Source organism: Albibacterium bauzanense, from assembly GCF_004339765.1.
Classification (GTDB): domain Bacteria; phylum Bacteroidota; class Bacteroidia; order Sphingobacteriales; family Sphingobacteriaceae; genus Albibacterium; species Albibacterium bauzanense.
This window is the reverse complement of the sequence record NZ_SMGO01000002.1, coordinates 780,001-792,983: the sequence shown is the minus strand read 5'-3', so window position 1 is coordinate 792,983 and position 12,983 is coordinate 780,001. Positions and strand designations below refer to the sequence as shown.

At 38.3% G+C, this 12,983-nt stretch carries 9 protein-coding genes and 2 rRNA genes (1 of these 11 running past the window's edge); 1 reads left to right on the top strand and 10 read right to left on the bottom strand.

All coding sequences use genetic code 11. The features are described from left to right. Positions 1–81 precede the first annotated feature (81 nt). The 4 genes from gcvH to C8N28_RS09370 all read right to left on the bottom strand — a co-directional run bounded on the left by gcvH (position 82) and on the right by C8N28_RS09370 (position 4,575). On the bottom strand, positions 82–462 hold the full coding sequence (gene gcvH, locus C8N28_RS09385; RefSeq protein WP_132224174.1) for a glycine cleavage system protein GcvH: 381 nt from the start codon (positions 460–462) through the stop codon (positions 82–84). A 74-nt stretch (positions 463–536) separates the two neighbouring features. Beyond that, the gene (gene ruvA / locus C8N28_RS09380) at positions 537–1,118 is read right to left on the bottom strand and encodes a Holliday junction branch migration protein RuvA (RefSeq protein ID WP_132224172.1); all 582 of its coding nucleotides are present in this window, start codon (positions 1,116–1,118) and stop codon (positions 537–539) included. Positions 1,119–1,134: 16 nt separating this feature from the next. Further along, a complete protein-coding gene (locus C8N28_RS09375) occupies positions 1,135–3,435 on the bottom strand; it encodes an NADP-dependent malic enzyme (protein ID WP_132224170.1) in 2,301 nt (766 codons plus the stop codon). Between the two features lie 48 nt (positions 3,436–3,483). Next, positions 3,484–4,575, bottom strand: a complete 1,092-nt coding sequence (locus tag C8N28_RS09370) for an acyl-CoA dehydrogenase family protein (RefSeq protein ID WP_132224168.1) — start codon at positions 4,573–4,575, stop codon at positions 3,484–3,486. A gap of 143 nt (positions 4,576–4,718) precedes the next feature. Here C8N28_RS09370 and gcvP point away from each other — a divergent pair, with 143 nt between their 5' ends. Next, entirely contained in the window at positions 4,719–7,601 is a 2,883-nt protein-coding gene (gcvP, locus tag C8N28_RS09365; protein ID WP_132224166.1) for an aminomethyl-transferring glycine dehydrogenase, read from the top strand. Between the two features lie 75 nt (positions 7,602–7,676). On the opposite strand, the gene recA is transcribed toward gcvP, so the two are convergent. The 6 genes from recA to C8N28_RS09335 all read right to left on the bottom strand — a co-directional run. After that, positions 7,677–8,705: a recombinase RecA gene (gene recA, locus C8N28_RS09360; RefSeq protein ID WP_132224164.1), complete on the bottom strand. Its 1,029-nt coding sequence runs from the start codon at positions 8,703–8,705 to the stop codon at positions 7,677–7,679. Between the two features lie 109 nt (positions 8,706–8,814). Next, entirely contained in the window at positions 8,815–9,468 is a 654-nt protein-coding gene (gene nth, locus C8N28_RS09355; protein ID WP_132224958.1) for an endonuclease III, read from the bottom strand. 40 nt (positions 9,469–9,508) lie between these two features. Further along, a complete protein-coding gene (locus C8N28_RS09350) occupies positions 9,509–9,703 on the bottom strand; it encodes a hypothetical protein (RefSeq protein ID WP_132224162.1) in 195 nt (64 codons plus the stop codon). Between the two features lie 92 nt (positions 9,704–9,795). After that, positions 9,796–11,412: a S8 family peptidase gene (locus tag C8N28_RS09345; RefSeq protein WP_132224160.1), complete on the bottom strand. Its 1,617-nt coding sequence runs from the start codon at positions 11,410–11,412 to the stop codon at positions 9,796–9,798. 191 nt (positions 11,413–11,603) lie between these two features. Beyond that, positions 11,604–11,715: ribosomal RNA gene (rrf, locus tag C8N28_RS09340) — 5S ribosomal RNA — on the bottom strand. Positions 11,716–11,812: 97 nt separating this feature from the next. Continuing rightward, a 23S ribosomal RNA gene (locus C8N28_RS09335) occupies positions 11,813–12,983 on the bottom strand; it runs 1,729 nt beyond the window's last position.

The following is a 12,983-nucleotide window of genomic DNA, read 5'->3' as shown; positions in this document are numbered from 1 at the left end:
AAACTATTATAAAAACAAAAAGAGACGCAGCAAAAATGATGCTGAGTCTCTAATAATTATTTCTACCAATAAATTGGAATCTTATTTACCAATTAACTCCTTATAAGCATCTGCCGATAGCAAGGATTCTACATCTGCTGGATTATCCAACTTAACACGTATCATCCAACCTTCTCCATATGGATCTGTATTAACCAACTCCGGGCTGGCATCTAACTGATCGTTTATAGAAAGAACGGTAGCTTTTACAGGCATAAACAGGTCTGATACTGTTTTAACAGCTTCAACAGAACCGAAAAGTCCATCTTTATCGACTTCATTCCCAACGGTATCAATATCAACAAAAACAATATCTCCCAATTCGCTTTGTGCAAATTCAGTGATACCAATAATAGCTTCATCTCCTTCGACACGAATCCATTCGTGATCTCTTGTGTATTTCAACTCAGTTGGAAAATTCATAGTCTTCTATTTTTATTCAAATTTATAATTCTAAACGACAATTAACAATTAACTGAAATATTAATAAACACTCACTATAGCTTTTTTAGTGCCTGCTTTATTAAGTTCTCTACGTTGATCGTATTATCGGTCATATAAATATTTTGCAATACTTTTTCAGCTTTTATTTTAACAAAGCCTAACATAACTAACGCGGAAAGAGCCTCATCTAATACAGTCTGATTTTTAGGAACATTAATTAAAGTATCTGGGCCTTCTTTTTTCAATTTATCTTGGAGTTCCAAGATCATGCGCTGAGCACTTTTAGGTCCAATTCCTTTAATGCGCTGAATAAGATCTACATTTCCTTGAATAATGGCACTTTGTATTTCAACAGGTGTAATGGACGACAGAATCATACGGGCTGTATTAGCACCAATACCTGAAACGGATAAAAGATGTAAAAAGAGCTTCCTCTCTCCCTCTTCGTAAAAACCATATAATGTATGGGAATCTTCCCTTACCTGAAAGCTAATATATAACTTACAATGTTCGTCAGCTTTAATTTGTTCATATGTATTTAAAGAAATAACAACATGATAACCTACTCCCCCAACATCAAGAACAACATAGGTTGGCCCTTTATAAACTAACTTACCGCTTAAATAATCATACATAATCTAATTATAAGAATTATTTCACAACACTTTTATTATTCAAATTCAATTTTTCATGAGATTGAACATCAACAACTGCAATAGTAATCATATTTACAATTTCCCTGACAGAGCTATCTAATTGCAAAACATGAACAGGTTTATTCATCCCCAACAAAATTGGTCCGACGGCTTCTGCATCTCCTAATTCCTGTAAGAGTTTATAAGCAATATTTCCGGATTCAAGATTCGGAAATACCAGGGTATTAGCCGCCTGTCCTTTAAGATCACTAAATGGGAAGTTATCTGTAAGCATCTCATTGTTAATGGCAAAATTACCCTGCATCTCACCATCAACTACAATATCTGGATATTCCTCATGAAGCTTCTTAACTACTTCACGGGTTTTTAGAGGGATTGCAGCATCACTTGAACCAAAGTTACTATAAGATAGAACTGCTAAACGAGGCTTAATATTGAATCGCTTAACAGCTTTATTAAGCAACACACTAATATCAACCAATTCATCAACAGAAGGGTTTTCATTGATAGTTGTATCTCCAAAGAAAACAGGACCTTTCTTAGTTAACATCATGTACATTCCTGCAACACGGCTTCCAGGTTGCGTTCCAATTACTTGCAAGGCAGGTCGAATAGCTGTAACGTAGTTTTTGGTTAATCCGGAAATCAATGTATCTGCTTCACCAAATTCAACCATGCAAGCGGCAAAGTAATTGCGATCAAGCATTAATTTGCGGGCACCTGCTTCTGTAATTCCTCTTCTTTGTCTTTTCTTAAACAGGAATTGAACGTATTTATCAAACCGTTCTGTTTCTTGCTCCTCGAACGGATCAATAATTAGGACATCTTCAATATCTAAAGCATTATCTCTAATTAAACGAGCGATCTTATCACGATTACCCAAAAGGATAGGATTAGCAACTCCTTCTTCCTTAACAATTTGAGCAGCTTTTAAAATTTTATAACTATCTGCCTCTGTAAACACAACGCGCTTAGGTCCACTTTTAGCAGCGGTTGTTAAGTCTCGGATAATCCGATCATCCAAGCCCAAACGGCTCCGCAATTCTATGATATAAGCATTCCAATCCTCAATCGGTTTTCTAGAAACACCAGTATCCATTGCAGCCTTCGCAACTGCTGGCGCAACAGAGGTAATTAAACGAGGATCTGTTGGTTTAGGAATAATATAATCTTTTCCGAATTTTAAATTATTATCATCATAAGCCTGATTTACTGAATCAGGAACAGTCTTCTTGGCTAGTTGAGCAATTGCATAGACTGCTGCAATCTTCATTGCCTCATTAATTCCGGTAGCCCGGACATCCAAAGCTCCGCGAAAAATGTATGGAAAACCAAGAACATTATTAACCTGATTAGGAAAATCAGAACGACCTGTAGCCATGATGATATCTGATCGGGTATTAACCGCTAGTTCGTAGTCAATTTCTGGCTTTGGGTTGGCCATTGCAAAAACAATAGGGTTTTTATTCATGGATTTTAACATGGGCACAGAAACTACATCTGCAGCAGACAGGCCAATGAAAACATCAGCATCTTTCATGGCTTCTTCCAATGTATGAATATCGCGAGTAGTTGCGAACTGAGCCTTTGTCGGCTCCAAATTTGAACGATCGGCCCGAATTACTCCAGAGCGATCAATCATTACTATGTTCTCCGTTTTCGCTCCTAAGGATATATATATTTTTGTACAAGATACTGCTGCGGCTCCAGCCCCATTGACAACGATTTTTGCCTTTTCTAATTTTTTCTTTTGGATCTCACAGGCGTTGATCAATGCTGCACCAGAAATTATTGCTGTTCCGTGCTGATCATCGTGCATAACCGGAATAGACATCACTTCTTTTAACCTTCTTTCAATCTCAAAACATTCCGGCGCTTTTATATCTTCTAAGTTGATTCCACCGAATGTAGGTTCCAGCGCTTTTACAATAGTTACAAACTCATCTACATTTTTCGTGTCTAATTCCAGATCGAACACATCGATATCAGCAAAAATTTTAAAGAGTAAACCCTTTCCTTCCATTACTGGCTTACCAGCATCTGGCCCGATATCACCCAAACCAAGAACCGAAGTTCCATTACTTATTACAGCTACCAGATTACCCTTAGCAGTATATTTATAAGCATCGTCTTTATTTTCGGCAATCTTTAGACATGGTTCTGCAACGCCTGGAGAATATGCTAATGACAGATCACGCTGAGAGTTGGTTGGTTTTGTTGGAATTACTTCAATTTTCCCAGGCCTTCCCTTACTATGATAGTTAAGGGCATCCTGCTTTTGATTTTCTTTCCTCATTTTAGTGATTATTTTATTACTGGATTAACAAAGGTATAAGAATAAACGTCAAATATGGAGGCTAGGAGATAATAATGCATGCTGAGAAGCAACTTTAAAATCACGGTAAACTCGACTAATTTCCGTGTCTGTAAAGATGACTTTCATTCCTAAATAAGGATACAAAGTATCTACTAATTGCCTTGTAGCTTTTGCAGCTTCTGCAATAGACTCACTAAATTGATCACTTAAATCTGATGCTATCTGTCTATCCGAACAAACTTCTTGCCATAGTTTGTCTAATAGAACAAAGACATTCCCTCTATTCTCCAGAAAGGCCGATGAAACTTTATTTAAATCCTCTTTAAATCTAGGAAGATTTGATAATGGAATTTGCTTCGAATTCTTTTCACCTACCATTTTCTCCTTTGCATACTCTTCTACTAACTCATAAAAATGAATAGCGAGCCCACTTGTCATCACTAACATATTAATTTCTGCTAACAACATAAATGGGAATCGATACAATGGAGACTGAACCGCCGATGAGGGTTTTTGAAGATCAAAACGATAACTTTTCGATACCCAAACATTGCTTACACTAAAATCACAACTTGAAGTGGCTTTCATTCCAAAAACCTTCCATGTATCAATTACTTTAACATCTTTGGCTGGAACAAGAAAAGAAGCATATTCATCTTTTTCAGAATCTACCAGCTGAGCGTTTAGCGAAAAATAATTCGCGTGTGCCGAACCACTTGCATATTTCCAATTTCCATCGATAATATATCCTTCATCTTTTATCTTAGCAGTTCCTGTAACTGCACCACTACCTGCGACACAGGCTCTCTCGCTTTTAAAAGTTTCAGAAGCTACATTCTGCTCCATAAAACCTGCGAACATATTGGCTCCAGCACCCAAATTCACATTCCACGCAAAACTCCCATCAATCGCAGCTAGCTTCTCCATCATCGCGGCAAATTCAGGAAGTGGCATTTCTGCACCTCCAATACTTTGCGGTACTAAGAGATGAAACCATCTATTTTGATATATAATATCTAATTGTTTACTGGTCAGTTTACCAAGCTTTTCTGCCTTCGGAGCTTCCTTATATAAGGTTTCTTTTTCAGGAATATCTATCCTATCAAAAACATATGTCATTGCTATCAAATTATGTATATTAAGTCTATCTCTGGCTAGCTTTCTTCTTCAAAATTACATGTTAATTTGCTTACCTTTGCACTCATTAATGAATCCCAGTTTATAGCTTTCAAGGGCTAATTTATTATAAAAATATTCTCTTAATGAAAATAGATATCAATTTCCAGGAGAAGTTTGAAAAGAGGCATATATCTGTCCGCAAATCAGACCTTTCAGCTATGTTACAAACAGTAAATGTAGAATCATTAGATCAACTAATAGAAAAAACTGTTCCTGCAAACATTCGTCTTAAGAAATCTTTAAGTCTTCCATCAGCTTTGAGCGAAGTGGAGTATTTAAAAAAGATGAAGCAATTAGCTTCAAAAAACAAGGTATTCAAATCGTACATCGGACAAGGCTATTATGATGTTAATACACCTACTGTAATTCTTCGAAATATACTGGAAAATCCAGGCTGGTACACACAGTATACTCCCTATCAGGCTGAGATTGCACAAGGTCGTTTACAAGCACTGCTTAATTTCCAAACAGCTGTTATTGATTTAACCGGGATGGAAATTGCCAATGCCTCTTTATTAGACGAAGCAACCGCAGCCGCGGAAGCTATGTTTATGCAGTACAATTTACGTAAAAACAAGGAAGCCAATACATTTTTTGTTTCTGAGAATATCTTTCCACAAACATTAGATGTTCTTTGTACTCGTTCAGAATCATATGGAATTGAACTAAAAATTGGAAATCATCAAGATATTGAATTGACCGATAATATATTTGGCGCTATCGTTCAATACCCAGCAGCTTCAGGGGATGTTTTTGACTATAGAACTTTTGCTGACGCCCTACATGCTAAAGGGATGACTTTAGGTGTAATAGCTGATATTATGAGCCTGGCTCTTTTAACTCCGCCAGGAGAATGGGGTGCCGATGTGGTTGTAGGTTCTACACAACGCTTTGGAATACCAATGGGTTTTGGAGGTCCGCATGCAGCTTATTTTGCGACAAAAGATGCTCATAAAAGAAATATACCCGGACGTATTGTAGGCGTTACTATTGATGCTGCAAACAATTATGCCCTAAGAATGGCATTACAGACGCGGGAACAACACATTCGCCGAGATAAAGCATCTTCTAATATATGTACTGCGCAAGCACTATTAGCTATCATGGCCGGATTTTATACCGTTTATCATGGCCCTCAGGGAATTAAAAAAATAGCTAATCGGATTCATAGCATTACCACCTTATTGGTTAAAGCTTTAACAGAATTAGGCTACAAAATAGAAAATCAAACATTCTTTGATACGATTACTGTACAAGTAGGTGATTTAATCGAATCTATCCATGCTGAGTCTATTAACCAGGAAATAAACCTGAAATACGACAGCTCTTCTACTGTTGGAATTTCTATTGATGAAACAACAACCATTGAGGATATTAAAAACCTAATAAAAGTTTTTGCTAAAGTAAAAGGAAAGGGTAATAACGAGGTAGATATTCAAAGCTTAGCAGAAAACCTCAGCTCAAGTATTCCAGATTCTTTACAAAGAGATTCAGCCTTTCTAACTCATCCAATCTTTAATTCTTATCATTCAGAGCATGAAATGCTTCGCTATATAAAGTCTCTGGAAGCAAAAGATTTATCGTTATGCCATTCTATGATCCCCTTGGGATCATGTACTATGAAGCTGAATGCGAGCACTGAAATGATTCCTTTAACATGGACCGAATTTGGTGATCTTCATCCATTTGCTCCTGCTGATCAAACGGGAGGTTACATGCAATTATTTGATGAATTAAATCATTGGTTATGTGAGATTACCGGATTTAGCAGAATGAGTTTCCAACCTAATTCTGGAGCACAGGGAGAATATGCTGGCTTAATGGTTATTAAAGCTTATCATACCTATAATGGACAAAGTCAACGTAATGTTGTTCTTATTCCAGCATCTGCTCATGGAACAAACCCCGCATCTGCAGCAATGGCAGGATTAAAAATTGTTATTGTGAAGTGTGATGAAAGAGGAAATATTGATGTATCTGATCTAAAAACTCAGGCAGAGAAAAACAAAGATCATTTATCTTGTTTAATGGTCACTTATCCATCAACACACGGTGTTTTCGAGGAAGCTATTATAGAGATGTGTGAAATTATTCACGCCAATGGTGGTCAGGTTTACATGGATGGAGCGAATATGAATGCTCAGGTAGGGTTAACTAGCCCGGGCTTTATCGGAGCAGATGTATGCCACTTAAATTTACATAAAACCTTCTGCATCCCTCACGGAGGTGGAGGACCCGGAATGGGCCCTATCGGTGTAGCAGAACATCTTGTCGATTTCTTACCAGGACATTCGGTAATAAAACTTGAAGGGTCTCATCCGATAAATGCAGTATCATCAGCGCCTTGGGGATCGGCATCAATTTTAGGAATTTCACATGCTTACATCGCCATGATGGGTCCGGAAGGGTTAACGAATGCAACCAGATATGCAATACTAAATGCCAATTATATAAAAGCTCGTTTAGAGAACGATTACCCTATATTATATTCAGGAGCGAATGGCACCTGTGCCCATGAAATGATATTAGACTGTCGTTCATTCAAATCTGCAGGTATAGAAGTTACTGATATAGCAAAACGATTAATGGATTATGGTTTCCATGCTCCAACCGTTTCGTTCCCTGTAGCAGGCACACTAATGATTGAACCAACGGAATCTGAATCAAAAGCAGAGATTGACCGTTTTTGCGATGCTTTGTTAGCTATTCGTAAAGAAATTGCAGCAATTGAAAATGGAGAAATTGATAAAACGAATAATATATTAAAGAATGCTCCTCATACCGTACAAGCTATTAGCTCAGAGGAGTGGGATAATGCTTATTCTCGTGAAGCAGCAGCTTTTCCATTAGCTTATTTACGTACAAATAAATTTTGGCCATCAATAAGCCGTGTCAATGATTCTTATGGCGACCGAACCCTAGTATGTTCTTGTCCACCAATAGAAACTTACATGGAAGTGGAATAATCAGATTGTATAAAATTGACTAAGACAAAAAAGGCTGCAGAAATTATCTGCAGCCTTTTATATTAATAACGATTATTAATCTTCTTCTTTTTCCACCTTTTGATCAAGCTTTTCACCGGTAACTTCTACACGGATCTTATTCTCGAGTTCATCCATAAGGTCCGGATTATCTAACAAAAGTCTCTTAACAGCATCTCTACCCTGGCCAAGTTTGGTATCACCATAGCTAAACCATGAACCAGCCTTCTTAATGATATTAAAGTCTACTCCTAGATCGATAATCTCACCAACCTTAGAAATACCCTCTCCAAACATAATATCAAACTCAGCAATACGAAATGGAGGAGCTACTTTATTTTTAACAATCTTTACTTTAACCCGATTTCCTGATACTTCTTCAGTATCCTTAATCTGCGATATTCTTCTAATATCCAACCGTACAGAAGCATAAAACTTCAAGGCATTACCTCCTGTTGTTGTTTCAGGATTACCGAACATGATACCAATCTTTTCACGTAATTGATTGATAAAAATACAGCAGCAATTCGTTTTTGCAATGGTACCAGTCAATTTCCGCAGTGCCTGAGACATCAATCGGGCTTGTAATCCCATTTTTGAATCACCCATCTCACCTTCAATCTCTGCTCTTGGGACCAATGCAGCAACCGAGTCAATAACAATAACATCAATTGCTCCTGAGCGAATTAAATTATCAGCTATTTCAAGGGCTTGCTCTCCGTTATCAGGCTGAGCAATCAATAGATTCTCAATGTCTACACCTAACTTACTAGCATAGTATTTATCAAAAGCATGTTCCGCATCAATAAACGCTGCAACACCGCCTTTTTTCTGTGCTTCAGCAATAATATGAGTTGCTAAAGTTGTCTTACCAGAAGACTCAGGACCATATATTTCTATCACACGTCCTTTAGGCACTCCTCCAATTCCCAAAGCAATATCAAGGCCCAATGAACCTGTCGATATTGAATCAATCGGCTCAACTACAGAATCGCCTAATTTCATTACGGCTCCTTTGCCATAAGATTTTTCTAATTTATCCAAAGTAAGCTGTAAAGCTTTCAATTTTTCAGTCTTCTCATTCATAGTCAATACCTAATAAAATAATATAACGAATAGTTTAAACAAATGGTCTACTAATAATATTAGCCAAAGTACAACAAATATTTCGAAATAAGAAATAATGCTAATATATTTATACTTCAACTGCTTTAGATACATTTTTCTCGTAATAACGACAGAAAGCTGTGAGGGGACAGATCTCACATTTTGGCTTTCTTGCTACACAAATATATCTTCCATGTAATATTAACCAATGATGAGCAATATATATCGTATCTTCTGGAAGGTTTTTTATCAGATCTTTTTCTACAGCCAATACGGTCTTCCCATTTGTAAGTCCGATTCTCCGCGATACTCTAAATACATGAGTATCTACAGCCATTGCTGGTATGTTAAACACAACAGATGCAATTACGTTTGCAGTCTTCCTTCCAACTCCTGGTAAACGCATCAATTCCTCAGTAGTGTTAGGAATAATTCCATCAAATTCTTCTACCAGCATCTTTGCCATCCCCACCAGATGTTTGGCCTTATTATTAGGATAGCTTATACTTTTAATATAATCGAATACGATATCCGGAGTGGTATCAGCTAATATACTAGGGTTAGGAAATCGCTCAAATAAAGCTGGCGTTACCATGTTAACCCGCTTATCTGTACATTGGGCAGATAGAATAACAGCTATTAGAAGTTGAAAAGGATTGTTATAATGTAGCTCTGTTTCAGCATTAGGCTGATGTTCAGAAAAGTAATTGACGAACGCTTTATACCTATCTTTTTTAAGCATAACCAAAGATAAGGATATTGCACGCATTCTCTAAAGTCAATTACATATTCCTTTTCGAGAATTCCAGAATTTCATCGATAATTTGCTTTCGAGGATTAATCAATTCTTTATCTAATAAATCAGCCAAACTTTTTTCAAAAGGGTCATCACTATTAACCCATGCATGTTTTGAAATGAATACGGTTTTTTGCTTAGATTTAAATTTCACTAACTTAGGAGTAGACGTTTCATCCATATGCATAAGATTATATATTTTGGAATATATATAACGTCACATACAATACATTAGTATTGCCAATCAACGAATTAAACATTCCTCCTATAAATTTATTTCTTATTCTTATATAATTTCTCTGCTAACTCAATAGCATTATAAGCATTCACAACCCCTCCACTAATACTTATATCACTTAAAAGAACCCTTTTATTAGTACCTCCTTCATTAATTCTAACCTTCTCGTCAGTTTTAACTACAGATTGCATAATAATATCTTTCACTTCTAAAGCACTGAACTTAGGGAAATATGAACGAATAAGTGCAGCTAAACCAGCTACTACTGGCGAAGCCATACTTGTACCGCTCTGTTCCTTATATGAAGAACCAGGCATTGATGAATAAATATCAACACCAGGAGCGAATACATCAACAGTACGTTTACCATAATTAGAGAACGAAGCAATTAGGTTATCTTTCTCCCAAGAGGTTGCTCCAACTTCAAGCCACGCTTCTCCTTCTCCTTGATTCATACCCAAACTGTCTACATAACGACGGTTTGGAAAATTAGGAGCATTATCTGTATTAGCACCATCATTTCCAGCAGCATGCACTAATAATACATCCTTCTCCATCGCATATTTAACTGCATCATCCACAATCTGCTTATTTTTAACATAACCCTTGCCGAAACTCATATTGATCACTTTTGCACCATTATCAGCTGCATATCGAATTGCATTAGCAATATCCTTATCACGTTCATCTCCGTCAGGCACCATCCTCACTCCCATTATCTGCACATTGTTTGCAACACCTTGTAATCCCAATCCGTTATCACGCACAGCACCAATAATACCAGCTACATGTGTTCCATGCCCAGCATCAGGTCCTTCTACATCGGAATTTCCATAATTATGATCATTGTTATCATCATAATTATCACCAACAATGTAACGAGAATCATAAGCCATATTGAGATGATACTTTACTTGATTTGTATAGTAGTCAAATCCCTCCATAAAGTCTTTGTAAAAAGCTTCAAAACTCATTCCATCACTCATGGCATCTTTAACAATTCTGATAGCCCGCGATTCATCCCTATTTTTAGGCTTATAACGATCAATATCAGCTTTTGATGGATTCTGATTTCCAATAGATACAACAATACTATCTAACTTCTCCTTCAAACTTCTGTAATTAAGCTCTCCCATTTGGGCTCTTTGAAGTCTATTCATGTAATCAGTTACCATCTTCTGATATTCTTGAAACTCGCGCTTTCCACTCTCAGAAAGAGGTGTAGATGGTAATACAGAAATATATTTAGGTTGAAGATCCCTTAATAGTCGCGTAATCTCCAGATTATCATATCGAACATTCTCTCCATCAGCATTCCCCAAATAATTCCAGCCATGAATATCATCAATGTATCCATTTCCATCATCATCAATTCCGTTACCTGGTATTTCATCCTTATTTACCCACATTACAGCCTTTAAATCTTCATGATCTGCTTGAACACCACCATCTAAGACGGCTACAATAACCATAGTATTAGGTTTCTTTTTAAGAAGCTTGTTATAGGCCTTTTCTGTGCTTATACCAAAAACACCGTCGTCCTTAAGATCTAAATTCTGCCAGTTAGGCTTTCCTGCTTTAAACTCTTGTGAAAATGCAAAGAAAGAAATAAGGGTTAAACCTAAAATCGGTAATATCTTCTTAAAATTCATAGTCAGTCTTTATTTGATTAACAAATATAAAATAATATTAAGCAATACGAGCGTAAGATGCACAAAGCGTTTTAAAAAGTGAGTTATGAGTGTTGGTTAATGCCGGGTTGAGCCTTCAGCCCGCTTGTTCTGAAAAAAAAGGTTAAGAACGCAAAAAACCCTGTCTCGCGATGAGACAGGGTTCCTGTAAGATTGGGCGCCGACCTACTCTCCCACCTGTTACGGCAGTACCATCGGCTCTGGCGGGCTTAACTTCTCTGTTCGGTATGGGAAGAGGTGGTCACCGCCGATATAGGCACCTAAATATTTTATTATGTTTCTCTGATCATTAATAGAGTCAGCTAAACAATGACATGTACTGGAAGAAAAAAAGAAAGAGGAAGACAACAGTTCTATCTGCTTGAGAAAGCTTCGGGCAATTAGTACTGCTCGGCTTTGGTATTTCTACCTTTACACCTACAGCCTATCAACGTCGTAGTCTACAACGACCCTCAATGGAAGTCTCATCTCGTGGCTAGTTTCGCGCTTAGATGCTTTCAGCGCTTATCTATTCCCAACGTAGCTACTCTGCAGTACAGCTGGCGCCATAACAGATTCACCAGAGGTTAGTCCAACCCGGTCCTCTCGTACTAAGGTCAGCCCCACTCAAACTTCCAACGCCCACAACAGATAGGGACCGAACTGTCTCGCGACGTTCTGAACCCAGCTCGCGTGCCACTTTAATGGGCGAACAGCCCAACCCTTGGGACCTTCTCCAGCCCCAGGATGTGACGAGCCGACATCGAGGTGCCAAACCTCCCCGTCGATATGAGCTCTTGGGGGAGATCAGCCTGTTATCCCCAGAGTACCTTTTATCCTTTGAGCGATGGCCCTTCCATGCAGAACCACCGGATCACTATATCCGTCTTTCGACCCTGATCGACTTGTCGGTCTCACAGTCAAGCAAGCTTATGCTATTGCACTCCACGTACGGTTACCAAGCGTACTGAGCTTACCTTTGAAAGCCTCCGTTACCTTTTTGGAGGCGACCACCCCAGTCAAACTACCCACCAAACAATGTCCTCCGCTTTGCGGAGTTAGAAACCGAGTACAGAAAGGGTGGTATTTCAAGGTTGATTCCACGACCCCTAGCGAGGCCGCTTCACAATCTCCCACCTATCCTACACATCCTGTACCCAATTCCAATGTTAAGCTATAGTGAAGGTTCATGGGGTCTTTCCGTCCCGTTGCGGGTAATCGGCGTCTTCACCGATACCACAATTTCACCGAGCTCATGGCTGAGACAGCGCCCAGATCGTTACACCATTCGTGCAGGTCGGAACTTACCCGACAAGGAATTTCGCTACCTTAGGACCGTTATAGTTACGGCCGCCGTTTACTGGGGCTTCGATTCAATGCTTCGCCTTACGACTAACATCCCCTCTTAACCTTCCAGCACCGGGCAGGTGTCAGGCCTTATACATCATCTTTCGATTTGGCAAAGCCATATGTTTTTGTTAAACAGTCGCCTGGGCCGTTTCACTGCGGCTTCTCACACATTGCTGCATGAGGAAGCGCCCCTTCTCCCGAAG